General features: G+C 38.8%; 26 protein-coding genes and 1 other annotated feature. Of the genes, 9 read left to right on the forward strand and 17 right to left on the reverse strand.

Going from position 1 to position 26,751, the window contains the following annotated elements:
• Nucleotides 1-171: 171 nt before the first annotated feature.
• The 3 genes from lepB to HHO41_RS11355 all read right to left on the reverse strand — a co-directional run bounded on the left by lepB (nt 172) and on the right by HHO41_RS11355 (nt 2,442).
• A complete protein-coding gene (lepB, locus tag HHO41_RS11345) occupies nt 172-726 on the reverse strand; it encodes a signal peptidase I (RefSeq protein WP_169098601.1) in 555 nt (184 codons plus the stop codon).
• Nucleotides 727-764: 38 nt separating this feature from the next.
• Complete coding sequence (locus HHO41_RS11350) at nt 765-1,382, reverse strand: TVP38/TMEM64 family protein (RefSeq protein ID WP_169098603.1); 618 nt, start codon at nt 1,380-1,382, stop codon at nt 765-767.
• Nucleotides 1,383-1,503: 121 nt separating this feature from the next.
• Complete coding sequence (locus tag HHO41_RS11355) at nt 1,504-2,442, reverse strand: LCP family protein (protein WP_481747092.1); 939 nt, start codon at nt 2,440-2,442, stop codon at nt 1,504-1,506.
• Between the two features lie 177 nt (nt 2,443-2,619).
• Between HHO41_RS11355 and HHO41_RS11360 the strand changes: the two genes are divergently transcribed.
• Complete coding sequence (locus HHO41_RS11360; RefSeq protein WP_169098605.1) at nt 2,620-2,994, forward strand: YhjD family protein; 375 nt, start codon at nt 2,620-2,622, stop codon at nt 2,992-2,994.
• Between the two features lie 49 nt (nt 2,995-3,043).
• Here HHO41_RS11360 and HHO41_RS11365 read toward each other — a convergent pair whose 3' ends face one another.
• Nucleotides 3,044-3,532 (reverse strand): competence protein ComK, encoded by a 489-nt coding sequence (locus tag HHO41_RS11365; protein WP_169098607.1) that lies wholly within the window; start codon nt 3,530-3,532, stop codon nt 3,044-3,046.
• Between the two features lie 189 nt (nt 3,533-3,721).
• On the opposite strand from HHO41_RS11365, the gene HHO41_RS11370 reads away from it, so the two are divergent.
• Nucleotides 3,722-3,958, forward strand: a complete 237-nt coding sequence (locus HHO41_RS11370) for an IDEAL domain-containing protein (protein WP_169098609.1) — start codon at nt 3,722-3,724, stop codon at nt 3,956-3,958.
• A 47-nt stretch (nt 3,959-4,005) separates the two neighbouring features.
• Here the strand turns inward: HHO41_RS11370 and HHO41_RS11375 are convergent, their stop codons facing one another.
• The 3 genes from HHO41_RS11375 to HHO41_RS11385 all read right to left on the reverse strand — a co-directional run bounded on the left by HHO41_RS11375 (nt 4,006) and on the right by HHO41_RS11385 (nt 6,426).
• Nucleotides 4,006-5,283, reverse strand: a complete 1,278-nt coding sequence (locus HHO41_RS11375) for a M48 family metallopeptidase (protein ID WP_169098611.1) — start codon at nt 5,281-5,283, stop codon at nt 4,006-4,008.
• 116 nt (nt 5,284-5,399) lie between these two features.
• Nucleotides 5,400-5,705, reverse strand: a complete 306-nt coding sequence (locus tag HHO41_RS11380) for an AzlD domain-containing protein (RefSeq protein WP_169098613.1) — start codon at nt 5,703-5,705, stop codon at nt 5,400-5,402.
• Nucleotides 5,698-6,426 (reverse strand): AzlC family ABC transporter permease, encoded by a 729-nt coding sequence (locus HHO41_RS11385; RefSeq protein WP_169098615.1) that lies wholly within the window; start codon nt 6,424-6,426, stop codon nt 5,698-5,700. Before HHO41_RS11385 ends, HHO41_RS11380 begins: the two co-directional genes overlap by 8 nt.
• A 211-nt stretch (nt 6,427-6,637) precedes the next feature.
• Nucleotides 6,638-6,878: a binding site (T-box leader), on the forward strand.
• Between the two features lie 53 nt (nt 6,879-6,931).
• On the opposite strand from HHO41_RS11385, the gene brnQ reads away from it, so the two are divergent.
• Entirely contained in the window at nt 6,932-8,275 is a 1,344-nt protein-coding gene (gene brnQ, locus HHO41_RS11390) for a branched-chain amino acid transport system II carrier protein (RefSeq protein ID WP_169098617.1), read from the forward strand.
• Between the two features lie 35 nt (nt 8,276-8,310).
• Here the strand turns inward: brnQ and HHO41_RS11395 are convergent, their stop codons facing one another.
• Nucleotides 8,311-9,663 carry a TrkH family potassium uptake protein gene (locus HHO41_RS11395; RefSeq protein WP_169098619.1) on the reverse strand — a complete coding sequence of 451 codons (1,353 nt, stop codon included), beginning with the start codon at nt 9,661-9,663 and terminating at the stop codon, nt 8,311-8,313.
• A 33-nt stretch (nt 9,664-9,696) separates the two neighbouring features.
• Complete coding sequence (locus tag HHO41_RS11400; protein WP_169098621.1) at nt 9,697-10,404, reverse strand: DNA alkylation repair protein; 708 nt, start codon at nt 10,402-10,404, stop codon at nt 9,697-9,699.
• Nucleotides 10,405-10,604: 200 nt separating this feature from the next.
• Between HHO41_RS11400 and HHO41_RS11405 the strand changes: the two genes are divergently transcribed.
• Nucleotides 10,605-11,852 (forward strand): TolB family protein, encoded by a 1,248-nt coding sequence (locus HHO41_RS11405; RefSeq protein ID WP_169098623.1) that lies wholly within the window; start codon nt 10,605-10,607, stop codon nt 11,850-11,852.
• Between the two features lie 146 nt (nt 11,853-11,998).
• Nucleotides 11,999-12,883, forward strand: a complete 885-nt coding sequence (locus HHO41_RS11410; RefSeq protein WP_248278431.1) for a putative RNA methyltransferase — start codon at nt 11,999-12,001, stop codon at nt 12,881-12,883.
• Nucleotides 12,884-12,936: 53 nt separating this feature from the next.
• Here the strand turns inward: HHO41_RS11410 and HHO41_RS11415 are convergent, their stop codons facing one another.
• A complete protein-coding gene (locus HHO41_RS11415; protein ID WP_169098626.1) occupies nt 12,937-13,929 on the reverse strand; it encodes a zinc-binding dehydrogenase in 993 nt (330 codons plus the stop codon).
• A gap of 167 nt (nt 13,930-14,096) precedes the next feature.
• On the opposite strand from HHO41_RS11415, the gene HHO41_RS11420 reads away from it, so the two are divergent.
• The 3 genes from HHO41_RS11420 (at nt 14,097) to HHO41_RS11430 (ending at nt 18,223) form a co-directional block, all read left to right on the forward strand.
• The gene (locus HHO41_RS11420; protein WP_169098628.1) at nt 14,097-15,635 is read left to right on the forward strand and encodes a spore germination protein; all 1,539 of its coding nucleotides are present in this window, start codon (nt 14,097-14,099) and stop codon (nt 15,633-15,635) included.
• Between the two features lie 2 nt (nt 15,636-15,637).
• Complete coding sequence (locus HHO41_RS11425) at nt 15,638-16,888, forward strand: Ger(x)C family spore germination protein (RefSeq protein ID WP_169098630.1); 1,251 nt, start codon at nt 15,638-15,640, stop codon at nt 16,886-16,888.
• A gap of 234 nt (nt 16,889-17,122) precedes the next feature.
• The gene (locus tag HHO41_RS11430) at nt 17,123-18,223 is read left to right on the forward strand and encodes a GerAB/ArcD/ProY family transporter (protein ID WP_169098632.1); all 1,101 of its coding nucleotides are present in this window, start codon (nt 17,123-17,125) and stop codon (nt 18,221-18,223) included.
• Nucleotides 18,224-18,273: 50 nt separating this feature from the next.
• Here the strand turns inward: HHO41_RS11430 and HHO41_RS11435 are convergent, their stop codons facing one another.
• The 5 genes from HHO41_RS11435 to HHO41_RS11455 form a co-directional block, all read right to left on the reverse strand.
• The gene (locus HHO41_RS11435) at nt 18,274-19,068 is read right to left on the reverse strand and encodes an ABC transporter ATP-binding protein (protein WP_169098634.1); all 795 of its coding nucleotides are present in this window, start codon (nt 19,066-19,068) and stop codon (nt 18,274-18,276) included.
• Nucleotides 19,043-20,071, reverse strand: coding sequence for an ABC transporter permease (locus tag HHO41_RS11440; protein ID WP_169098636.1), 1,029 nt, complete (start codon nt 20,069-20,071; stop codon nt 19,043-19,045). The genes HHO41_RS11435 and HHO41_RS11440 overlap by 26 nt, the downstream gene beginning before the upstream one ends.
• A gap of 117 nt (nt 20,072-20,188) precedes the next feature.
• Complete coding sequence (locus tag HHO41_RS11445) at nt 20,189-21,175, reverse strand: ABC transporter substrate-binding protein (RefSeq protein ID WP_169098638.1); 987 nt, start codon at nt 21,173-21,175, stop codon at nt 20,189-20,191.
• Nucleotides 21,176-21,518: 343 nt separating this feature from the next.
• The gene (gene lplA, locus HHO41_RS11450) at nt 21,519-22,508 is read right to left on the reverse strand and encodes a lipoate--protein ligase (protein ID WP_169098640.1); all 990 of its coding nucleotides are present in this window, start codon (nt 22,506-22,508) and stop codon (nt 21,519-21,521) included.
• 21 nt (nt 22,509-22,529) lie between these two features.
• Nucleotides 22,530-23,267 (reverse strand): MBL fold metallo-hydrolase, encoded by a 738-nt coding sequence (locus HHO41_RS11455; RefSeq protein WP_169098642.1) that lies wholly within the window; start codon nt 23,265-23,267, stop codon nt 22,530-22,532.
• A 182-nt stretch (nt 23,268-23,449) separates the two neighbouring features.
• Between HHO41_RS11455 and yhfH the strand changes: the two genes are divergently transcribed.
• Nucleotides 23,450-23,584 carry a protein YhfH gene (gene yhfH / locus HHO41_RS11460; protein WP_169098644.1) on the forward strand — a complete coding sequence of 45 codons (135 nt, stop codon included), beginning with the start codon at nt 23,450-23,452 and terminating at the stop codon, nt 23,582-23,584.
• 72 nt (nt 23,585-23,656) lie between these two features.
• Here the strand turns inward: yhfH and HHO41_RS11465 are convergent, their stop codons facing one another.
• Complete coding sequence (locus HHO41_RS11465) at nt 23,657-25,864, reverse strand: YhgE/Pip domain-containing protein (protein WP_169098646.1); 2,208 nt, start codon at nt 25,862-25,864, stop codon at nt 23,657-23,659.
• A gap of 83 nt (nt 25,865-25,947) precedes the next feature.
• The gene (locus HHO41_RS11470) at nt 25,948-26,520 is read right to left on the reverse strand and encodes a TetR/AcrR family transcriptional regulator (RefSeq protein ID WP_211171129.1); all 573 of its coding nucleotides are present in this window, start codon (nt 26,518-26,520) and stop codon (nt 25,948-25,950) included.
• Nucleotides 26,521-26,751: the final 231 nt, after the last annotated feature.

Below are 26,751 nucleotides of genomic sequence, written 5' to 3' on the forward strand. Positions count from 1 at the left end.
CTAATCCCTCTTTCATTTTTCAGAATCTTCCTTCACTTTATCATGTCCCCTGTAAAAATATGGTCGAAAAAAGAGTCAGGATTATGTCGTATTACGAAATAATCCTGACTCTTTTTATCAAGTATGTTGATTTCCGCTCCAAATAACAAAGCTTTTAACGCTAAAATACTTTTAAAATTTTACGGCGACTTCGTTTAGAGGCCAGTAGCATAGATCTACCTTTCCAACCACTTGGTCAATGGAGATAAACCCAAAGTGGCGACTATCCCAACTCCCCAATCTGTTATCACCTAATACGAATAACTTTCCGTCCGGAACTTTTTTCTCTCCAGTAATTTCCAATAACGTAAAATCACCAGTGAGCCGCCCGCCGATTGCCTGACTACGATAAATATCTAAGAAAGGCTCTGAAATTTTCTCGCTATTAATATAGAGATGATCATCTTTATACTCAATTTCATCGCCCGGCAATCCGACTATTCGTTTAACATAGTCCTCAGTTTTATTAGCATGAAAAACAATTACATCGAAATGATCAAAATCGCCAATCTGATAACCAATTTTATTAACAACCAGCTTATTCCCATCCTCGAGTGTTGGCTTCATTGACTCGCCTTCTACTACATAGTTAGAGAAGAAAAAAGTCCGGATGAAGGCAAAAATCATGATTCCGACTACTAGTGCTTTAAGCCATTCAATGCTTTCTTGCTTTAATTCTTCCTTCACGACATCTCCTCCTCTATTACCCTCGAAAGATTTTGTTTTTATCCACGACTATGTTCACGTTTAATGCCCTTATTCAATCGGATTTCGATCCGTTTTCCGACAAACCATAGCAAAAATATCACAATCGTTACAATGATTGTCCGTATTGGCTGAGTAATCAGTGCATTGAGGTCATATCCTACAAAGCTTATTGTGAAAATCATTACCATTTTTCCGGCAATAACGGCCAGCAAGTATTGAGCAATACTGACATTTGATAGCCCAGCAACAATATTTACAACCGCTGATGGTGTAAACGGAAAACACAATAATAGGAAAATCGGGCCAAATCCGTGCTGCTCCACCCATTTCATTAATTTTTCCACTGCAGGATGCCGATGTAAAAAATGCAAAAATTTTTGTTGACCAAACTTCCTAAAAAACAAAAATACTAATACAGCCCCACAGCATGCTCCAACCCAGGAAAACAGGAATCCCAGCCACAATCCAAACGCATTGGCATTTGCCATCACAAACAAAAATAATGGCAAAAATGGAAGGAAAGCTTCCAACATCGGAAGTAAAATTCCTGGTAGTGGTCCTAGCAATCGATATTCATTGATTAACGTCATAATATTTTCGATCGTAAACCATTCTTTTAATGTATCAAAGTCCATTCGATGCCTCTCCTTGATTACAACAACTCAAATAGGGAGGTTGGCAATATCTACCGATTGCATCCCTCAATAAATCTATTCTACACTTTTTTCTATTAAATAAAAATTTTGATCACAGCAATTACTTCTTTAGAAAATTATAAATTGCCTGATTATTTTTTTCGAAATCTAGCCGCAACACAGCACCTACTCCACTAATGCTCTGATCCTCGTAGCCACCATCAACCGGTATCCTTAATGTTTCAATTTTTTCTTTTTTCCTCATATAATCTGTTGTAATCGAGATCATATTCCCTGTTGATAAATTTGTACTAATATATGGTTGTACTACTCCAATCAGCTTTGGCAACTTTGGAATCGTCTCCAACGAAGCAAATTGATTTGCCAAGGCATTCACTACCTTTTGTTGGCGCTGTACCCTACCAAAATCACCGATTGCATCGTGGCGGAATCTCACATAGTTCAACAAATGCTTTCCATCCATCATTTGCTCGCCAGGCTCTAGCTTAACATCGATGTATTCTTCCATACGCTTTTCAACATTTATCTTAACTCCCTCAGGAAATGCCTCATCAATCACATGTATGAACCCCTGGAAATCAACAATTGAATAATATTGTACGTCCAAATCAAAGTTTTCTTTTATCGTTTTTCGTAATAGCTCTGGGCCGCCATAGGCAAATGCGGTATTAATTTTATTTTTTCCATGTCCAGGAATATCCACATACGTATCCCTCATAATTGAGATCAATTTAAACGTTTTTTTATCTGGATGATAGTTCACAACCATAATCGTATCGGAACGTGAAGTCTCTTTTTCGCGAGCATCACTACCGATTAGCAAAATATTCGTACCACCAAACTGATCTACCTTCCCGTTAAAATGATACGTTTTCTGCTCTCCTTCGCCCTTGCCCTTGGAAACTAGCAAACCCTGTTTGTATTGATAGTAGGAATAAACCGTTATTCCCAGTATCAAAGCAAATAAAAGATTGAAGGTGATCTTCCACTTTTTCTTCAATCTTAATTTTCTCCTCTTTGTCTTCTCTGCTCTCATCATCCTAGCCCTTTCATTTTTTTATCAATATGACTTCTTTTATCCTACATCAGGTTTCCTATTTTTTGGAGAATTTTTTTAGTCGAAAAATAAATAATGAGAGTATCTTGATTTGAATGATGTTTTTCAGTAAAATAAAAAACGAACAAATGTTCTATTTTTTCGAAAGAAGGATGGGATATGACTAGAATTCCTGAACAAGAGCGGGACTTGATGGAGAAGGCTATTTATTTACCAATGGTGATAACTGTGTTAAACCGCGATTTAAACGTCATTGATAAAAGCCCATTTAAGCTTAAAAAACCCTACTCCGTATTAGTTGAGGAAACATTAAAGGTGATTCAAAGGGAGTTAGCTGAGGTCAAACGAACAATGAAGCAAGAGCAGCTAAAGGTTGAAGAAATCCACCGCGACGAAGCGTTCACGATGTTTATGTTCCTTTATAAAGGCTATGAGGAGCATCATAATTATTTCAATCCGCGCATTCGCAACAAGGTACAAGAGCTACTGGAGTATTATTTATATCGCCGCCACCTAGACAGCACCCCAAATTGAGGATGACTTTGAGTCATCCTCAATTATCATGTGGAGCTCTTCTTCATGATTACCGATAATCGGGATCATGCCGTTGTTTTAATTTTATTTGTAAATGGGAAGTTCGTTCTAATTGAGTAATAAAAGAACTATGTGACATTGGAATGATATGGGTTGAATGATTTCTGAAGAGCACACGTGTGCTATCGGATTCTTCACGTTTATGATCTATAACATGTTCAAGAGATATCCAAGTGCAATCATGGCTAGTAGGCGAAGATGTTGGCATGAAGAGAATTTTGTAGGTGGGATCAATTGTAATTGGAACTTTCTTATTATAGCGAGTTACTTGCTTAGTCCCAGTCACTCTGCCTTGAAAGCTAGAGCCAAAGTATTTGCAGCTTTTGTCAACAATCACTGTCGGTCGATCGGGGGCAATAAATTCATCCTGAAGTTCAAAAACCTCTGAATAGACCTTTTTTCCTCGCTTAACTGGCCTAATCAGCATCGTAAAACGATTAATTTCGTATTCCTCAATCCATGTTTTGTCTTGATTCAATTGCATTCATCTCCTTATAATAAAATCTAAAATTATCATAGCATAACGTTTCCCTAATAAGAGAAATTTTATCAAAATTGCTAATTTATTCATAAATTGGGTAAATAATAATTCTAATTTTCTAAATATTTTATTGATTCTTTTATTGAAACTCCATATAATAGTAAAAAGGTTGCAGGGGTGATTACGATGAAAGAGAGATCTTATTCAGAGTTAATGAAGTCCGGTGCCATGAATAGACAAAAGTCTAGCGAGTCCTTTGTTTTGGAGTTATACATTGAGATGTTACTGTCAGAGGTGCTTTTAACTTCGAAAAAAGAAAAACTGTTAACCCTTATCGATCAGGCCATTGATGACCGCAACCAGGAAGCATTCGTTCATTTATCAACACAGTATCGAGAACTTAATAAACAATTTGGTAGTTAAACCATAAAACAAAACCCCTGCTTCCACAGGGGTTTTGTTTTGTTTTGTTATTGATTTTGATTATGTTGCTTAATTTCGTATTCCTCGAGACGCGAAATCCGCTCTAGCATCGTCGGATGACCGTAACGGAAAATTTTCACCAGTAGGGGCGGATTGACCTGGCTAAGCCCGGCTCTTGTAAGTTCCTGGAACGAATCAATCGCAGCCTCAGGATTTTGCGTCATTTCAATGGCATAACGGTCCGCTCGTGTTTCTTGATAGCGCGATACCAAATTACTTAATGGGCTGGCAGCAAACATGAGCATCGACAGAACCATTAAGAAAAATGGGAGTGAACGAACATCATGAACAGCCTCAATTTTTAGCGCTTTGCCATACTTCGGAATAGCCCAATTCATAATCCGGTAAACGATATATAAGCCGGCTAGACTAAGCAAAAGATACCCAGCTATACCGATATAAATATGCTTCTCGACGTAATGTGCCATTTCATGAGCCATAATAAATAAAATTTGATTATCATCAAGACGTTTTAATGTCGTATCCCACAACACAATCCGCGAATTGCCACCAATCCCAGTAACGTATGCATTGAGAGCGTTCGTTTTTTCCGCCATATTCACTTCAAAAACATGCTCTGCAGGAATATTGGCTTTGTCGGCCAAAGCAAGAATTTTCGCTTCCAGTTCCTTATCCTTTAATGGGTAAAAATCATTATAAAGCGGATCGATAACAACCGGTTGCAAAAACATTAAAAACAAGGTAAATGGCACGGATAAGCACCAGGCATAAAGCCACCAACGCTTGGCACTCTTTTTCATCAACCAATACAAAACGACAACAATCACAAACATCGTTAAATAGTTAATCCAAAAATCAATCAACTCATCCTTCATCCAACCTACAAACGTTTGCGTCGAAATATTATATGTTTTCGAGAGTGAAAAACTGATATATCCTAGTGGGAACGTCGCAGCGTAGGCAAACAGAGACAGCCAAAATAGATAAATCGCTGTTCGCAAAGCTTGATATTTCGAAGAGTTGTCCGACCAGCTTTTAAAAGCTTTCGATAACCCAACCACTAAAATTAAAAAGTAAATAAGCCATTCAAGTGGCGTTGACAAGAAAAATAATAAGTTCCTTGTTCGCGAATATTCCTCGGTAAGCATTAATTCCCTGCCATTTAAAAAGGTGGCCGGGTCTGCTTTCGTTCCTCCAAATTCAAACGGCAAGCTTGTATCTGCAATATAAAACAGATATAAATAGACCAGCAATCCATAAACAGCATATAATAATACGGCAAAAACGCCCAGTTTTCGTGCCATTCGCTGTCCTCCTTTTTGTACAATCTCTCATTATTATGTTTAGTTAAAATCGGATAAATTAGAACATAAAAAGAACCCGCACAATCAAACGAGTTCTTTCTGTAATAGCTAAATTGTCAAAAGAAATACGAGTAGACTGTTAGGACTGCAATGGAGCCGAGCACGACGATGATTACATTCGCACCAACCCAGGCGATAAGAAAAGCTGCAGCCGCTCCCAGTATTCCATACCAAATATCTTCCTGAATCAAGAGAATACCTGGAAATATTAGTGCACCCAAAGTAGCGTATGGAACATTCCGCAGCACACCTTGAATAAATGGAGGTAATTGCTTACCTTTAAATAAAACAAACGGAAGCATCCGAGGAATATACGTAACCACCCCCATACCGATAATCATCCAGAATATTGTGCTATTCAAGGCCTCTCCCTCCTTGACTTAGCTTAATGCTGTTGATTACTTCAATCATCACTGCTGAAAGAAGCGTAGATGTCACGATGGACCAGCCTGTTGATAGCCATTCCCCCATTGTAAAAATCGTGTTAAAGCTCGCTGCAATGACTGCAAGCAATATAACCTTAACGCTTTTCTTTAAAGATGGTACTAATAGCCCCACGAACATCGCATAAAGTGCAACAGACATGCTTTCCTGGAGTGTCTCAGGTAAAGCGGCGCCAATTACGTATCCTACTCCGGAGTTAATCCCCCAGCTTAAATAGGCAACAATCCCAAGTCCGCACATATACCCCGTTGTCACCGTACCCTGATTAGTTGCTGCAACAGAAAAAGTCTCATCGGTAATTCCGAATGCGTAAACCAACTTTTTACTTGTTCGATCCATTTCAGCCATTTCATTGAGTGAAGCTGACATGAGGAAATGGCGGATGTTCACGATAAAAGTCGTTAAAATTATTTCAAATGCGCCTGTGCCGAGCGAGATTAAGTTTAACGCTATGTATTGTGATGCCCCAGCATACACAAAAAAACTCATCAATAAAGTTTCAACTAATGTTAATCCGGTAGTTTTCGCCAGCAATCCGAATGTTAAAGCAATAGGAAAATAGCCGATTGCAATGCTAAGGCCCGCTTGTATGCCCTTTTTAAATTCAGTTAAAGGTCTATTCATCACCAATTCTGCCATCTTTGCTTTTCCACCTTCTTTATATACCAAAATACTAAATTTTAATAATGAATGCAGCATACAACTATGTGTTGCATTGTATAATATTATATACAATTTTTCCCTAGCTCTGTCCAGTAAAAGATTTGATACACTTTGAAATTTAGTAATAATGAAAACTATCAAAAAATATTGACAGATAAAAAATGTTCTGATAAATTATTTTCAAATAACAAATTCAATGACGAGAAGAGTAAGTTAGGATCGCTGTTCCAAAGAGAGTCGACATGTGGTGAAAGTCGATGTTCAGTACCTTTCTGAAAATCATCTCTGAGATGCAAAGCTGAAGCTAGTAAGCTTTGACGGGTTTTCCTCCGTTACACTGGAACACGTATGATGGTACGTTGACTAAGAGCCGCTGATTTTTCGAGGCGGAATTTGGGTGGTAACGCGAGCACAAACTCGTCCCTTGTTATAGGGACGAGTTTTTTTATTTTTCTTAAAAAACAAAAAAGGAGCGATTGGTATGAAAAAATTTGACAGTTTGTTTATCGGTTTAATGTTATTTTCGATGTTTTTTGGGGCTGGTAACTTGATTTTTCCACCATTTTTAGGGGCACAATCAGGTACTTCGTTTTGGCTCGCAATGGCTGGTTTTATTTTAACAGGAGTTGGACTGCCATTAGCAGTGTTATTAGCGATCTCGCTTGTCAAAGGTGGAATCAACGAGATTGGCAACCGCGTCCATCCGGTGTTTAGTACGGTGTTTATGGTGATTGTTTATTTATCAATTGGACCATTTTTAGCAATCCCTCGGAATGCAAACGTTGCTTTTGAAATGGGGATTGTTCCATTTGTAAATCCAGCTTGGAATTCAACCTTGGTTTTATTATTATTTTCGGCTGCATTTTTCTTACTCGTATATGTTATAAGCCTGAATCCAGCGAAAATGGAAAAATACATGGGACGGTGGATCACTCCGACGTTAGTGTTGGCAATGATTGTTTTATGTGTAATTGGATTTGTGAAATTGGATGGCCCACTTGAGGCTCCGGTTGGTGAGTATCAAACAGGAGCTTTTTTCAAAGGATTTCTCGAGGGTTATAACACAATGGATGCACTCGCCTCGTTAGCGTTTGGAATTGTCATTTTAACCGCCGTTAAGCAAAAAGGAGTTCGTGATGATAAGCTGTTAACGCGCTTTACGCTTAATGCTGCCCTTGTTGCAGGGGTACTATTGACAGTGGTTTACGTTAGCATCGGTTGGATGGGTGGAAAGATGGCTGTAAATGGAAGTTTTGAAGGTGGGACACAAATTCTTGCTTCTGCTGCTACATTATTGCTCGGTAAGAGCGGAACTGCCTTACTAGGATTTATTTTCACCTTGGCATGTTTTACAACAGTGGTAGGACTAACAACTGCTTGCGGTCAATATTTTTCTAATTTGTTACCGAAACTGAGCTATCGCCAAGTTGTTTTAGTCGTGACTTTAATTGGATTTACGCTTTCCAATTTAGGTTTGAGTCAGATTCTAAAAGTATCCGTTCCATTTTTGGTAACTGCATATCCACTGACCATTGTCTTAATTGCATTGACTTTCTTTAATCGCTATTTTAAGAATTCCAGATTAGTATATGGAAGTGCAATGTTATTTACAGGTGTGTTCGCTGTTCTAGGCGGTTTAGCCGCAACTGGTATGAACCTCGGTGCTTTGCAAGGTTTAAGAGACAGCCTCCCATTTTCTTCAGTTGGACTAGAGTGGTTAGCTCCGGCTGTTGCCGGCACCTTCATCGGCCTAGTCTTAAGTAACCTTGGCATAGGTGAAGAGCAAAATAAAAAAAAATCATCAACCTACGCTGAAACGCGTTAAAGCATTGGGGGACAGTCCCCCAATGCTTTAACGCGTTAGCCGATGATTATTTTTTCTTCGACATATTTGTATGGTGGTTTTTGATTTACTTTCGCCAGTGCAAATGCAACAGTAAGAGGTCCGACTCTTCCGATAAACATTAGAATGGTGATAATAAGTTTTCCAATTATACTTAGCTCCGGTGTTAAGCCCATCGACATCCCTACAGTGGCGAAGGCGGAGATCACTTCAAATAGTAGAACATTTAACGGTGCTTTTTCAGTTATTGTCAAGATAAATAAAGTTAGAAAAATGACAGCTGTAGAGTACAAAGTAATAGAGAATGCCCGAAAGACAATTTCCTTTGGAATCCGTTTTTCTAATATGTTTACATCTTCTCTCCCGCGTATCAAACTCCAAACAGCTAATATGATAACAAAAAAGGTTGTCACTTTAATACCGCCAGCTGTTCCACCAGACCCGCCTCCAATGAACATAAGCAGCATAGTGACAAATTGTGAACTTAAGGTCAATTCTCCCATATTTAAGCTATTAAAGCCTGCTGTCCTAGGTACAACACCATGAAAAAATGCATTTAATAATTTCTCACTAAGCGACAGACTCCCTAATGTTCCAGGATTACTGTATTCTAACAAAAAAATAGCCCCTGTCCCAACTACGACAAGAATAGTAGTCATCATAAGGACCAATTTTGAATGCAATGTTAAGTGTGTCAATGATTTCTTCCTTATTAAATCCAAAATTACTGTATAGCCAATTCCACCGATTATTATAAGAGAGCTTAGTGTCATCAAAATTGTTACATCATCTGAGTATTCCGTCATGCTTCGAAAATCACCCATGATATCGATCCCAGCATTGTTAAATGCGGAGATGGAATGAAAAACTCCTAAATAAATAGCTTTCCCTATGCCAAAGTCGTTTGCCCAACAAATCGCTAAGATGATTGCACCAATTCCCTCTATTATGAAGGTGAATCCTAACACAAACTTAACAAGGCGGACCATACCTTCCAAGGAAAGCTGATTTAAAGATTCCTGTATCATCAATCTGTTTTTAAACCCGATATTCTTCCCTAAAAACAATGCAATAAGAATCCCAAATGTCATAAATCCAAGTCCACCGACTTGGATTAATCCCAACATCACGATTTGTCCAAACAATGTGAAGGTCGTTTCTGTATCGACAACGACTAGACCCGTTACACAAACAGCAGTGGTAGCTTCAAATAAAGCATCGACAAAATCTAAATGGTGTCGGTCTTTCGTAGCAAAAGGCAGCATTAACAACAGTGTGCCAAGTCCTATCAAACATAAAAACCCAATTGACAAAGTTTGAGCTGGATTGAATCTGATTAATTTCCCAGTATTTTTGAATAATTTCCCCATACAAATTTCCCCTGACATCAACATCGGAATTTTTTAGCAAATACACCTTTTCTTTTTCACACCAAGTTTCGCTTTTTCTTCAACTTTTTTAATATAGTCAGTTGCATAGGGAACTTTGCAAGCAGTTTGACCAACATCTACATATACTTTACCAATTTGCTCGGCGACTTTCGTTGCTTCCTCATGAAGCGGAATAACAAAGGAGCCCACGCAGATCACAAACATGTTCATGTTGTAACGGACTCGATTCTTTTCTTCATGAATCGTGCCTGCGATAACCTCCAACAAATTCCTAATTTCTGCTAAATCAAGCTTTTCATCTGAAGTAATTGAAAGATAATTTGCATATGTGCTCCAGCCGCAGCAGGCAATCATTTCTTCTTTAGAATACATCCATTCCCGAGCCAGCTCAAGGGCATATTCACTTTCAGCAGCCACACCAGCAACAGTATATTCAGCAAGTAAGTACCAATAGGCTCTTTGAACCCAATTTTGAAGATCAGCTTTCGTCATTAATTTAGGATTTATTGATAGACCAGCTAAATACATGGCATCTGAATTTCCTGTTTCAAACAATTTCAGTGCCAAGTCATGGTCCTTTTTTACATGTTTTACAAGTTTCTTTAAATCACTGATTTTCACACCAAAGAATGGCTCCCTCGCCCCGTGATGAACAAGTGTGTTCTTCGTTTGCGCTGACCCCAACTCTTCCAGTCTCAACATCATTTCCTTTAAAGTCATTTCACAACACCTCTTTTCAATGTCTCTAAACTTTCGCTTCGTAAATATCCTATCCTTATTTTTTCTTCAACCTTTTCCAAAAACCTTTATTTTCATTCAAAGCCGATAATCGTAATTGCATTTGAAAATTTGGTTTGGCGGAATGTGACTAGTTCTAATTGAAAAAACTAATGAAAACCTAACAAGAAAGTTGTGTGCACATGAAAAAGTACATATCAGTTTTGGGGATTTTGATTATCTGCATATCAAATGTTTCAGTTGGACATGCAGCTACGCCTTCTCTTCTAATTGCCTTTGAAAAGGAAGGATTTCTTTGGATTGAAATGAATGGTAAGCAAGAAAAAATCACGACAGAAAGAGCTGAATTCTCCTATCCTCCGCAGTGGTCTTATGACGGTCAATGGCTCTTATACCAGAAACTATCGACCGAAACACCCAATCCTAATATGGAAAAACAAAATGAGTTATGGGTTTACAATCTTAAGAAGAAACAACACAAGAAAATCTTTTATAATGGAGAAAATCCTAAGTGGTCACCCACTCAAAATATCGTTGCCTTTACACAACGAGGCGTTTTGAACATTTCTGATTTGGAAAATTTCCATAATATTGCCTTAGGAGTCGATGATTACAGTTGGTTTCCGGACGGCAAATCGTTCATCGCTTCATCTAGCGCCACACTTCGCCCAGATGGCTGGACGAATCCCGTTTTATATAAAATAGCAGTTCCTGAAAAGTTAACAAACACTAACTTAATGAGTGGGCAACGAATTTTTGTTATCCCTAAAGAATTGACCAAAGATAATGTTAAGGTAATGTCTATTAACGTTGGTTCATTTGAATTTTCTCCTGACCAAAAATGGATATCATTTATTGTCAGTCCCACAGCTTCATTATCAATGGATAGCAATATGCTTTGTGTTTTGTCTAGTGATGGGAAACAATTCGATGTGATTGATGAGGTTATTTTACAGCTTGATAATCCGCAATGGGCTCAAACTAAAAACCTGCTTGGCTATATCGCTGGGGGTGGAAGAATTGTGTTTGGATTTAAAAATAAAGATTTGAAAATTACTGAGCTACCTGTATTTATAACAAAAGGGTTTACCCCACCTAATTTCGCTGAAATGGAATTTACATGGGTTGGTGATGATGAAGTTGTCGTTTCTAGGGTAAAAGAAGCCGACTGGTCCAATGATCCGCGAAAGCGACCTAAAGCTTCGTTATACACAATTAATATCAAGAGTGGCAAACAATCAAGAATCACCCAGCCAAATCCTAACTATGAGGATGTCCAACCTCAATATGTTACAGCTACAAACCAAATTACCTGGATGAGAAAGAAAAACACCGCCATTAAAGGAGACCTTTGGATCGCCAATCCAGACGGAAAAAAATCAAAACGCTGGCTAAACCAAATTGGCCACTACGCCATTTTCCCGCATTAAAGCATTGGGGGACAGTCCCCCAATGCTTTAATGCGCTAAATTATTCTTCACACTCTTAATAACCTCCTAATATCAATAGGTGTCAAACATAATTTATGGTAAAATAACCTAATCAGAATATAGGCTATTGGAAGGGGTGTCCCTTTTTGTCAACCCTCAATAAAAGAATGAGTAGTGCCCTATTTGTTAAAGAATATGCTGCAATTTTTAAATGTCCGATTTGCGGCTCTAACATGAATGTTGTTGAGCTAAAAAGTTTAATCTGCCAAAACAACCATACATTTGATTTTACAAAGCAAGGGTATCTTAATTTAATGACACATCAAATCAAAACGAAATATGATAAAGATTTATTTGAAGCACGGCAAAAATTAATCAGTGAGGTAGGTTTTTTCAACCCATTGATTGAAGCCATAATTAGCATCATCAATCGCCATGACACTAGCAATAATTTGATGATGCTCGATACTGGCTGCGGCGAAGGCTCTCACCTCACCAGCATTTGTGAAGGCCTCAATAAAACTGCTATCGGTGTCGGCATCGATATTGCCAAGGAAGGAATTATTGCTGCCGCCAAAAATCACACCAAGCAAATTTGGACAGTTGCGGATTTAGCTAATCCCCCGTTTCAAGCTCAACAATTCGATGTGATTCTTAACATTTTATCTCCTTCTAATTATGCAGAATTTAATCGACTTCTAAAGAATGATGGATTGTTGATTAAAGTTGTTCCGCAAAGCAGCTATTTGCAGGAGTTAAGACAAGCTTTCTACCATGAAACGGATAAAGAAACCTATTCAAACTCAGACACAGTTGAACGCTTTAATGAAAGATTCCAAATACTAGATTCAGCAAGGCTAACTTATTCATTGAACCTAGACAAAGCTTCATTGGAAAGCCTAATTCAGATGACACCACTCACATGGAGTAGTAGTGAAGAGCAAATCCAAGCATTTTTGGCAAAAAACATTTCGGATATCACCATCGATTTAGAAATTCTTATCGGCAAGAAAAATCTATTCACTACATAGAAAGGCATCGGCAAGTAAGCCGATGCCTTTCTTATAATACTCATTTTTTTATTCTAACCAATAACAAAGCCGAGCTTTCCTAATTGTTTTGCTTTTTCCATTCGCTCAAACGCTTGGTCAAACTTCTCCAACGGATACATTTGATCAACAACCGGGCGAATTTCATGTTTTTCAATGAACTGAAGCATTTCCCCATACTCCTCGCCACTGCCCATCGTTGAGCCATAAAGATTAAATTGTCCATAAAAGAAGCTTCGAAGATTTAATTGCAGCTCATCACCGGTGGAAGAACCAAACGTTACAATCGTACCACCCGGGCGAAGCTGTGCAACTGATTTATTAAATGTTGCTGGACCGACACATTCAATCACAAGGTCCATTTTCACACCTTCAAGGGCCACGCTCCAATCCTCATTACTATCAAACGCTTTATCTGCACCAAGCTCCAATGCCTTTTCGCACTTTTCCTTAGAACGTGATGTTACATAAACCGTTGCTCCAGCTGCTTTTGCAAATTGCAATAAAAATGTCGCCACTCCGCTGCCAATACCAGGAATTAAAACATTCATGCCTGACTTTACTTTTCCGCGCGTGAACAAAGCCCGATATGCAGTTAAAGCTGCTAATGATAGAACCCCGGCCTCATCCCAAGTTAAATAGGCTGGCTTTTTCACAGCGTTTTCTGCTGGAACAACAACTTTTTCGGCAAAAGTACCATGAAAAGGTAGCCCTAATATTTCAAAGCCGACTGGAGGCGCATCACTATTTTCCTTCCAGCCCAAGCTTGGATTAATGATCACTTCATCCCCGACTTTAACTCCTTCAACCCCTTCTCCTATTGCATCAACAATACCGGCACCATCTGAACCAATGATTAACGGCGGGTCATTTGGTTGATGACGAACTAAGGTAAACAAATCACGGTGATTCAAGCCCGCAGCTTTAAGTTTAACTCTTACCTCACCAGCTTTAGGCTCAATTTCCTCAAAGTTTCGATATGTAAGTCCTTCAAATCCAGTCTTTCCTTCATGTACAACTGCTCTCATCTAATCACTCCAATGCAATTTCTAGGATAGGAAAAAATACTACAAACAATTATATAATACTTATTACTCTTGTTATCTTTTCTTAGCAAAAATCATTTTATTATTTTCTCCAGTTTGTAATATTTCGTTCATATGTAGGAAAACTTATCAGTTAGGAGGTGTTCAAAATGACAAATCATATTACTTCAAAAGAGGCGCACAAGCAAACAATTAAACGGAAAAGCTTCAAATCACTCTCGGCCGATTTACAAAATAATATCGATAGTTTACAAGGCCTATTCGAAGCATGTGATGATTTGAATGTTCATTATATAAAAATAAAAAGCTATCCGGGTTGCCTGATTTATTTTAATGAAATGGTCAATCGTGATGCGATGCAACAAATTGAAACTGGTCTGACCAATATTACAGAGGCTATATCAAGCAAAGATGACATCTCTCCATACATTAACCAACAATTTGCATATAGCTATTTAATGAACGTTTCCTCATTTGAAAGCATAGCTGAACACATCCTTGAGGGAAATACCATTCTAATGGTAAACAACCTAGAAACCGCCTTTGTTTTTAAGACGAGTGAGGTTGTTGGAAGACAGATAAGTATCCCTGAAAAAGAACAAACCATTAGAGGTCCTCAAGAGGGCTTTGTCGAGGACCTTCATAAAAATGTGCTGTTAATTCGGAAAAAACTGAAAACCACTGCTCTTAAAATTGACCAACTCACCATCGGAAAACAAGTGAAAACAAAGATTAGTGTAATGTACATCAAAGGTAAAGCCAAAGCTGAAGTTGTCGCAGAAGTTCACCAGCGCCTAGCCCAAATTGAAACAGACGGTATTCTCGACAGTCATTTTGTGGAATCAAAGATTAAAGACGAACCTTGGTCGCCTCTACCGACTGTTTTTAGCACAGAACGACCAGATCGTATTTGCGGGAGCCTTATCGATGGCAAGGTTGCCATCCTTGTTGATGGTTCTCCTTACGTACTTACAGTTCCAGCTTTATTTGTTGAATTTCTTCATTCGGGTGAAGATTATTATGACGGGGCATTAGCTGCGACAATTATTCGTTGGGTTCGTTTTCTCGGCTTGTTTGTCACGCTTATATTACCCGCATTTTATATAGCCCTGATTACCTTCCATCAAGATTTATTACAAAATCCGTTTCTCATCCGAATTGCCGCAAATAGGGAGGCATTACCCTATCCTGCCTTAATCGAGGCAATTTTTATGTATTTAACTTATGAATTACTGCGGGAAGCAGGTTTAAGAATGCCCAAACCATTTGGCGGTTCCATTGTTACGATTTTAGGACTAGTTCTCATCGGTCAAGCGGCTGTTCATGCTGGTATTGTCGGACCAATCATGGCTATTGTCGTATCGGTTACTGCACTTACTTCATTTATTTTACCTAATTATGCATTTCATCAAATTATCCGCTTCTCTGGTTTACCTTTACTCATTTTAGCTGGATTTTTTGGATTTATGGGGATAATCGTTGGACTCATGTTTGGATTAACTTATTTAATTAGCATCCGCTCGTTTGGAACTCCTTATTTCTTTCCTGTATCGCCAGCGAGGAAAGAAAACTGGAAGGATGTATTCATCCGCGCACCAAGATGGGCAATGGATACAAGACCAATTGGTTATGGGGTTGAACCTAGCTCTGAATCACATTCATCTTCTATAAAAAAGGAGGGGGATTAAGCGTGAGGCTCCTTCGTTCAGTTTCATTCATGCGCAAAATCAGAGTGTCGCTGTTGCTCCTTCCCCTGCTACTTTCAGGATGCTGGAGCTCAGTCGAAATTCATGACATGGCGGTAACGAATATTATGGGAATTGATATAAATAAAGCTGGTGAATATGAAGTGACTGCTAGAATTGTTAGACCTGGGGCGCTTTTCTCACCAGTTATGAATGAAAAAATCATAGATGAAAATCAAAATAAAACTATCATTGAGACTGCCACTGGCAAAACGATTTATAAGGCACTGAATCAACTGTCTAACTCTATCCCTGAAAAAATTTACTTGGGACATATGGATACCATTCTCTTAAGTAAAACTGTCGCCCGTGAAAAAATGCAGCAAACCTTAGATTTTTTCCATCGTGAAAATCAATTCCGACCTAATATTAAGCTTCTCATAACTAAAGAAAAACCAAGTGAGATCATTAGGACAGCGCCCGAGTTCAATGCAACTCTTGGTCAAGATATTCTTGATTTTTCAAAAAATAATCGTAATGTCGCAGCAAATACAGTGGTTGACATAAGTCAGTTCATGAAGGTGTTTACGAGTGATACGGCTGATCCGGTAACTGGAGTGCTGACAACAGCTAAAAAACTTGGAATTAAAGCAGAAGGGGAAAATCAAAAACTTAAAGAGAACCATAAAGATATGGTTACCGTTGCCAGTTTATTTGGATCAGCTATATTCAAAAATGGAAAACTTGTTGGAGTATTAAACGAAAATGAAACACGTGGCTTATTGTGGATTCGCGGTGGATTAAAGAACGAAGTCATTGTTCTACCATGCGGGAAAAATCAATCTGAAAATGTCAGCGTAATGATTCGAGATACTCAATCTGAAATGATTCCCGATGAAAAGGCAATCACAAAGAAACTGAAGGTAAAAACAACCATCCAAGCTGATATTGGTGAGGTCACTTGTTCCGAGTTAGATCTTAATAGCGATACGATTGAAGAGCTTAATGAGCAACTAGAGACCCTCGCAACCAGGGAGGCTAAAGCTATTTTAACTAAAGTTAAAAACCAATGGCAGACTGACGTATTTGGCTTTGGCGAAGCGATATATCGAAAGAATCCGAGCGAATGGCGTAAAATGGCTCCAACTTGGCGTAAAGATGGTCTTAAAAATTTACAAGTTGAAATAGATGTTGATGCAAGTATTTCTCGTTTTGGAGTCCACAAAAATCCAAGTAAAGCGTATGAATCGAGGTAAAGCATGAAAGTTTTAGTAAGTCTCATATTGATTGTTTTAATATGTCTTTCATCCACATCTCATGTCTATTTTTTATTTAAAAAACAAGAATATCGTACCTTAAAAGTTATTGTTAGCATTATTAGTCTTGCGATTATTTCGGGTGTATTAATGATATTTGGAATTCTCGAGCCTTCGATTGCTAGTATGTTTAATAGCTTACATCAGATTGTGAAATGAAAGGTGGGATAATTTTTGATAGAGCGTGGACGAATCAGCAATACCCAAGCAGCGATGTTAGCAATCACATCCCTGACAATCATCGGGCATTTAATTTTGTTAACAGTCATCCTTTCACAAAGCCGACAGGATGGCTGGATTGCCGCAATCTTTGGAACAATTTTAGGCTTAATTGGCATTTTTGCCTTAGTTAAATTGGCACAGTACTTTCCCGGTCAGAGCTTAATTGAGATTTTGTTTAAACATTTTTCCTGGGTTGGTAAATTTCTTGGTACCCTATACCTTATTTATTTTTTTATCATGGTAACATTGGGAACGAGGCTTTTCACTGAAGCATACGCCAGAATTATGCCCGAAACACCAAATTGGGCTTTCGTAACGATTATTCTTCTATTAACTTCATTCATCGTTTATCGCGGCTTGGAAACTTTAGGCAGATTAAATCAAATCATGCTGCCCGTATTAGTTTTAGTAGCGATTTCAGTTGTTTTTTTAACAATGGGTAATCAAAAGGACTATTCAAACCTGTTGCCGATAATGGGAAACGGAGTTCGGCCCGTTGCAATCGGTTCACTTTCTGTCATGGGTTGGTTTGGTGAATTTGTGGTCATGGGAATGATTCTTCCCTATGTTCAGAGACCTGAGAAACTTGTGAAAACTGGTTTTTGGACTGCTGTTGTAACACTCATTTTTTTCTTGGGGCCAATTACAGGACCAGTTGCTTTATTTGGTCCAGTCGAAGCGGCAAAAATGGCTTTCCCAACATTCTCAGAGGTTCGCTATATAAGTGCTGGCGACGTGATTAATCGCTTTGATACCATTGCCATTTTGTTTTGGACGGTCGGTTCAATGATTCGCATTTCCGTATTTTTTTACGGGCTCAGCTTAGGAATTGGTCAAGCATTTAAGTTAACTACCTATCAACCCCTTGTCATACCATTGGCTTGGTTGATTGGTATTGGCTCTCTATTTTTCGCAAAGAACTATGCTGAGTTTAACGAATTTTTATTTCAGTCGTACGTTCCAATGAACCTCATTATGGGCGCAGCAATTCCCATCTTACTTATTGTTTTGACCATGATTTTTTTCAAAAATAAATACCGTAAAGCTGCATAATTAAATCGCATGCCCGAACACTCAGGCATGCGATTTTGTTTCATTGTTTATTAAATGAGGACAGCACGGTCGCTAGACATTTTCTCACCGCGAATACGTTGAAATTCACTTAGCAAGCGATCAATCGTTAAATCCTTTTTCTCTTCCTCACTAGCTTCAAAAATAATTTGGCCTTTATCCATCATAATTAACCTGTTACCAAGGTCTAAGGCCTGCTGCATGTTATGCGTTACCATTAGTGTGGTCAAATGATATTCGTGAACGATTTCCTTGGTTAACTGTGTCACCAGCTCCGCTCTTGAAGGATCAAGCGCTGCTGTGTGCTCATCTAATAAAAGAATTTTCGGCTCAGTAAAGGTCGCCATTAATAGTGATAGCGCCTGACGTTCACCACCGGATAGCAAACCAGCTTTTGCCTGCAAACGATTTTCCAAGCCTAAGTGCAGCATTTCCAGTTTCTCCTTAAAAAAATCACGACGTTTTTTTGAAAGTCCTCTCTTTAAGCCACGCGCTCCGACTCGAGAATAGGCAATCGCCAGATTTTCTTCGATCGTCATCTTTGGAGCCGTACCCGCCATCGGATCTTGGAACACACGGCCAATTAATCGTGCCCGCTTATGCTCTCTGACATTGGTAACATCCTTTCCATCTATAGAAACGTTTCCAACATCAGTAATTAATTTACCAGAAATAATGTTCATTAACGTCGATTTCCCAGCTCCATTACTGCCGATGACCGTGACGAAATCACCTTTATTTAATTGAAGATTCACATGATCTAATGCTACCTTTTCATCAGGGGTCCCTTCATTAAATACTTTAAAGATCTGATTTAATGCTAGCAAGTTGCTCACCACTTCTCTCTACCGAACTCTGTTTCTTTCTCGCTTCCATTAAACGCTTCCGCTTCCGTTTTCGCTCCCGCTCAGAGTCCAAAAGCTTTGGAATAACAAGGGCAATAATAACAATACATGCGGTAATAAGCTTCATATCGCCTGTCTCCAAAAATTGTACCCGCAAGGCAATTGACACGATGATTCGATACAATACAGCACCACCAATGACCGCGAGCGTTGCCCTAACAATACTCTTCGTTCCAAAAATTGCTTCTCCGATAATAACCGAAGCCAAACCGATGACAATCATCCCAATACCCATTCCTACGTCACTAAAACTACCATATTGGGCAATGAGTGCTCCTGATAAAGCAACCAAACCATTGGATAAGCCAAGTCCTAATGTTTTTAGAAAATCCGTATTGGCAGAGAAACTACGAATCATCGTTTCATTATCTCCAGTTGCCCGAATAGCTAAGCCTAAATCAGTCTTTAAGAACCAATCAATTGCGAATTTCACAATCAATGTTAACAGCAGCATAACGACGAGCGTTCCCCATGTTTTTGGGACGTATTCACCTAAACCAATATTAACGAAAAGTGATTCCAGCGCACTATCGATTCCTAGTTTGCTCCAAAACTCGTTAATTTGTGTAATCAACGTTTCTTCATTTAGCAACGGGACATTTGATTTACCCATAATTCTTAGATTGATTGAATACAGAGCAATCATCATTAATATCCCTGATAGAAGCGGATTAATTTTCCCTTTCGTATGAAGCAATCCAGTCGCAAGCCCTGCCAAAATTCCGGCAAACAAAGCCGCAACTGTTGCCAAAAGCGGACTAAAGCCATTGACAATCATTACAGCAGCAACAGCAGCTCCTGTAACAAAGCTGCCATCCACCGTCAAATCTGGAAAATCTAATATTCTAAAAGATAGATAAACTCCTAAAGCCATCAGTGCGTAAATCACACCAGCTTCCAAAGAGCCAAATATGGCGGTAAACATATAATACTTCCTTTCTATCATGGCTGTATTAATGTAAAGGTAGTTGACCGAAACATCGCCAACTACCTTCGCACCGATTATTACAACTATGTTTAATGAATTTGTTTAGTTCCAAATTTATTTAATTTCAGCCATTTCTTCCCATTCTTTTTTAATTTCAACATTCATTTTTTTGGCAGCGTCTTTATTGATAACAAGTGTTAACTTTTCTGGATACTCAATCGGTAATTCACTAGGCTTTTTCTCACCCTTAAGGATTTTTGCTGCCATAACACCTGCTTGATAACCGATGTCAAAGTAATCAAATCCGTATGCTGCAAACCCACCGTTATCTACTGAATCAAGTTCACCTACAAATAATGGAATATCATTGTCTTCTGCAACTTTTACAACTGTATCAAGTGCAGCAACTACTGTATTATCAGTAACGATATAAATCATATCTACGGCTCCAATAAGTGACTCCGCAGCTTGCTTTACCTCTGCTGTGGTTGATACTGTCGCTTTTACAAGCTTTAGATCAGTGCCTTTCGCTGCCTTCTCAACTGATTTTATTTGCGCCTCGGAGTTTTGCTCACCAGCATTATAAATTAGACCAACTCTGTTCCCGTCGAACTCTTCATTCATAAATTTAACAGTATTCGTGATCGCATCAGGATGTGAATCTGTGGTACCTGTAATATTCTCCCCTGGCTTATCCATCGCTTTAACAAGTCCTGAACTTACCGGATCAGTAACAGACGTAAATACAATTGGAATATCCTGAGTTGCATTTAGCGCACCCAATGCACTTGGTGTGGAATTGGCAAAAATCAAATCAACATTGTCGCCAACAAAATTTTGAGCAATTGGCAAGTTATTGTTCATATCAGCTTGAGCGTTTTGAACATCATACTCAACCTTTAGTCCCTCATCCTTTAGCGCCTCTTTAAATCCTTCAAATGCCTTATCAAGGGAATCATGCTCAACAAATTGACTCACACCAATTTGATAGGTTTTCTCTTCAGATTTTCCGTTATCACTTGTTTCTTTACTACCGCAACCGCTTAGCAGCACGCTACCCATTAAACTGGCAGCAATTAGTGCTTTCCAACCTTTTTTCATCGATTCGTTTCCCCCTCAGGATTTTGCTTTTTTACTTTTATGCTTTTATGCACTAAATTATATCGCGAAATTATTTTTAATTGCAAGTATTTTTAGATAGTTTAAAAACTTTCGAGCGAATTTATGACAATTTTCTGTCAATATCTTGATTTAACAACGTAAACTACGTTGTCCTAGGTTTTATCTTATTTACGTCCTCGAAAAATTATTTGTAATCTTTTTCCACAAACTTTTGCAATTTATCTTTTTTAAATAATATTTTTTGTCGAAGCATGTCCTATTTTGCTATTTAAATATCTTTCCCACATAAAAACCACGATGCTTTTAGCACCGTGGTTTTGTGTTAATAGAGTAGTTGGATAAAGTCTTCTTTGGTGATGTTTCCAAAGTAGTGGCTGATGTTGATATCTGCTAATGCTTGTTCGATTTCGCTTCGCTCGTATCGAATCGCTTCCAGTCGTTCTTCGACATCGCGCACATCACCCACCCCGAAAAAGTCACCATAAATTTTGCATTGATGAATCTGACCTTTATTCACTTCCAAACGAACATCAATTTGTCCAACTGGGAAGCGGTGTGAATGTTGAAGGTTGAATTTTGGCGACTTCCCATAATTCCACTCCCAATTTTGATAGCGCTCCTTTGAAAGCTGATATATATTCTTCCAGTCCTCCTCGGTCAATACATACTCTGGAATGTCAGCTTGGCCTTCGAAAATGCTCTCAAGCAACAACTGCCTGAAATCTGCAATCGTGATTTTTTCAGATACAAATTCCGAGATATTGGCGACACGACTGCGAATCGACTTGATCCCCTTCGATTCAATTTTGTCCTTCTTCACCTTCAAGGCTGAGACAACACTATCTATTTCCGAATCAAATAAAAGCGTTCCATGGCTGAACATTCTTCCTTTTGTTGAGAATTGGGCATTTCCTGATATTTTTCGTCCTTCGGCAAGAATATCATTTCGACCGCTTAGTTCTGCGTTTACCCCTAATTTGTTCAATGCCGTAATAACAGGTTGAGTAAATTTCAGGAAATTATGAAAGCTTTCTCCATCATCCTTGGTGATAAAGCTGAAGTTCAAATTCCCCAAATCATGATAAACGGCCCCACCACCAGAGAGGCGGCGCACGACATGGATACCATTTGTCTCAACGTAGTCAGTATTAATTTCTTCGATTGTGTTTTGATTTTTACCAATAATAATCGATGGTTCGTTTATATAAAATAATAAATACGTTTCGTTAATATCTAAATTTTTTAGAGCGTATTCTTCAATGGCCAAATTAACCCGTGGGTCGGTAATTCCCTTATTATCTATAAATAACACGTTAAAACCTCCGTTGAAAAATTAGTCAATTTTGATTTTTAAATCCTGAGATGCCAGTTGAATCTTCCCGGAGAAATTCTCAGTTGCTTCCTCAACCAACTGTGGTAAATGACCAAAATGCGGAAGATGGGTAAGGACTAGCTCGCCCACATTAGCCTTATGTGCCAATGTACCACAATCAATGCTTGTCATATGGCCCGCGCCATTCGCGTCCATATTCCCATAAAAATTGCACTCACTTAACAGTAAATCAGCATCTTTACAAAAGTCAATCAACTCCGGTTTAAAGGAAGTATCCCCTGTGTAAACCATTGTCTTTCCCTGTGCTTCAATTCGCATCGCAAAACAAGGAACGGGATGTTCTGTCTGTAAAAAACGAATCGTAAATGGCCCAACGGTTAAAGGAGCTTTAGGATCATACGCAACCCCCTTTGTGATCTCCTTGTATGTTAGTTTGGCAAACTCTTGGGTATCCAGTTGATGTCCATAAATCGGCAGGTTCGGCAAAGCTCCGCCTAGTATGCCTTGGATTAGTCGCGCATGCTGCAGGACCCCGATATCGGCAATATGATCGGAATGATAATGGGACAGAATGACACCATCAATTTTCTCAGGTTGCAGCGTGTTTTGCAGCTTTGAAAGGACACCGCTGCCACAATCAATTAATAAATGAAAGTCATCACATTCCAGTATATATCCAGAGCTTGCTTCATTTGCTTTAGGATAACCACCCCAACAACCAATGATGTGTAATTGCATGATATTCCCTCCTGTTATGTTGATTTTGCCATAAATACTACTATACGCGAATTTGCCCGTTTTTTACATTTTCCAGCATTTTGTTTTAAAACACCGATTGACTTATAATTTCTGTTATACTACAATAATCTCAACATTAATAATTTTCGAACATTTCAAACTTAAAAGGAGGAACCACCACGATGCTAGAAAACGTCTTAGAATTTTTTAAAAATTTACCGTCCAAAAAATGTAAAGAATGTGGAGAAGTCATTGAAGAACAGCATGAGTGCTACGGCAATACATGCGATAAGTGTTTAAGCGTTACTAAGCAATAGTGTTCCCATAACAATAGTGTAGAAATATATGAAAACCCCAGTCATCTCTGACTGGGGTTGTTTCGTCTATCTTCAATTTGAAGCCTTTTCTGCACTAACATTAAAAGATGAATAGCTCCGCTTATGCTTTAAGGTAAAATATGTTACGGTTCCGGCTATAAACAGGAGGATAAATCCGAACAGCACTCCAAGATTCATCCACATGAATGAAAGATCACCACTGGAAATGACCGCTTTAAAGCCTTGTACAGAATAAGTCATCGGTAACAGCACATTAAAGCCCTGCAAGAATTCAGGGATTAATTCAAGTGGGAAAGTTCCGGCGCTTGTTGTTAATTGTAAAATCAAAATCAGAATTGCCACAAATCGGCCGACATCACTCATTGTTGTGACTAATACTTGAATTAGCGTGATAAACGTTAAGCTTGTTCCAATTGCAAACAAGATAAACAACGGAACATTTTGCACTTCGATTCCTAAACCAAAGTAAATAATCGCGACAGCAATTAAAGCTTGAATAATCCCGATAATGGAAATCACGCCAAATTTACTCATAAACCAGCTCCAACCATTTTTCGGAACCCCAACTGGCTCTCTTAATGGAAAGACGATGGAGAGCAATAAAGCTCCGACAAACAAACCAAGTGATAAGAAATAAGGCGTGAACCCTGTTCCGTAGTTTGGTACTTCATTCATTTTTTCACTTTTTACCTCTACAGGTGATGCAAACATACTATAGGTTTCTTCATCGCCATCAACTTTCGATGCTTGCTTTGCACCATCCGTCAATTTGCTAGCGAGCTCTCCTGTACCTGCTTCAAGCTCAGCATTTCCGTTGGCCACCTGTTCAGCTCCGTCAGTTAACTGACCTGTACCATCAATGATTTTATCGGTGCCATCAGCGAGTTGAGTCATACCGCTAGACAGTTCATTTGTTCCGCTAGCAAGCGCTGCTGCGCCATTCTTAGCGGCTGTAAAGTTTGTTGCATAAGTTTTCATGCCACTATTAAACTGTTTTTGTCCAGTAATGATTTTATTAGAACCTGCTTGCAATAAACTGCTACCATCAGCAAGCTGCTTAACGCCTGCTTGGAGCTGTGTTTGCCCCTCAGTTAAGTTGGTAAATCCTGCAGTTAGTTTGCCGCCACCGTTCGGAGAAGTCATCATTCCCGCTAAATAGGCATTCCCATCAGCAATAGCCTTGCTTCCACCTGCCAATTCGGCAAATGAATCATTTAGTTCCGCTTGCTGCTCTGCTGGTAATTGACTTAATAATGGTGACAGTTGCGTCTGCAACTCGAGAATTCCTTCGTTGATTTGCTGGGCTGAAGCGGACGTTGTTGTCGCACTAGATTCAACCTGCTTCAGAAGTTTCTCAGTCCCCGTCTGCAATTCTTTAGTACCACCAAGAATTTCTGGCAACTTGCTGTTTGCATAATCAAGGCCTTGCTTGGATTGAGCAATCCCTTTTGCCAGTTCCTCTTCACCGGCTAAAAGTTCACCAGATGCCGTTTGCAACTTTTCGTGCCCTTGTTCTAGTTGTGTTAAACCAGAAGCAAGTGACGCAGCACCTGTTTGCAGTTCTTTGGACCCCGTATTCGCTTTTGTCATACCAGCTTGAAATTCGACTGCTTTTCCGGCAAGTAACTCGAGCGAAGCTTGGAGCGTTTTCGAGCCATCCTTTAACGCAAGTGCGCCTTCATCGATTTTGGTTGCACCATCACTTGCTGCAAGCATTCCATCTGCCAGTTCGCCAACTTTATCAAACATGGTCTCCGCGTAAGTTTCAGACACCTTCTCTGAAATCGATGCTTTCAATTTTTCGATCGCCGTATTACCAATTTGGGCTGAAAGGAAGTTATAGCCTTCATTCGGAATATAAACAAGATCTAATTTTTGCGGATTTTCATCGAGCAATGTTGTTGCATTTTGTGAAAAATCACTCGGTATTTCAATCATCATATAGTATTCTTGGTTTTTTAAATCCGCTGTAGCTTGAGCTTTATTTTTAGAAATATGAAATTCAAATTCCTCACTATTCTCAAGCTTATCCGCTAAATCTTTCCCTAGTTCTAGCTTATCTCCTTCAAAAACGGCTCCCTTATCTTCATTAATGACAACGACAGGGAGTTGATTTAATCGAGCATACGGATCCCAAAATGCCCAAAGGAACATTCCGGCATATAAAACCGGGATAAACAGGATAGCGATGACCGGAATGAGAATCTTTTTATTTTGAATAATTGACAGCCATTCCTGGTACACAAGCTTTTGTTTCATGATTTTCACTCCTTAACCTAGTTGACAAAATGACCATTTTAACCAATTGGTCATTTTATTGTTAAAAATGAGGACTATCCATTTTAGTCAGATAATCCCTTAAAAATATACCGCTCAAATAAGGAACCGATTTCTTCCTTTGTTAACGGTGGATGTTTCTTTTCCCAATCAAAAATAAGTGATACATATAACTTAATCATAATAAATGCGGTTAGCTCAGGATCACATTTAGCAATTTCACCTTTTTCTATGCCAATGATCAGCTTTTCTTTCATATAACTGATGATCGTTTGCTCTACCTTTTCAATCATTTCTTGGACCGCAGGCGTTCCCATCTCCCTTTCTTCCTGAAACAGCTTGATCATTAATTGGTGCTGATTGCGAAACTCTACCATTTTAAACAGGGCGCGATGGAGATTTTCATGAAATTTAAGTGAGCTGTCAATACTCTCCGCTGCTGCAGCCTTCATTTCACAAATTAAACCGATAATGATTTCATCAAACAATTCTTCCTTATTTTTAAAAAAGGTATAAATGGTTCCTTTACCAACGTTGGCGAGCTTCGCAACTTGATCCATCGTTGTCGCCTTATACCCAAATAAAGAGAATGATTTTGTTGCAGCTTCAATGATCATCTTTTTTCGATTTATCACCATCAAACATCGCTCCTTTTGAGTAATGACCGAATGACGATTTCGGTCAGTTAGTACGTAGAATAATTTATCAAATCTGTTTGAAAAAAACAAGTAAAAAATTTTTGGTAATGTTTTCGGACAACTGTGTGTAGTAATAAAGTAGGGAAACCTCTCTCGAGGCTTCCCCCTTATCAAACCGTACGTGCCCTATTAAGGCATACGGCTTACCAAATGTTACAATGTTTATCAAGA

Source organism: Bacillus sp. DNRA2, assembly GCF_012843265.1.
Lineage (GTDB): Bacteria > Bacillota > Bacilli > Bacillales > Cytobacillaceae > Bacillus_BU.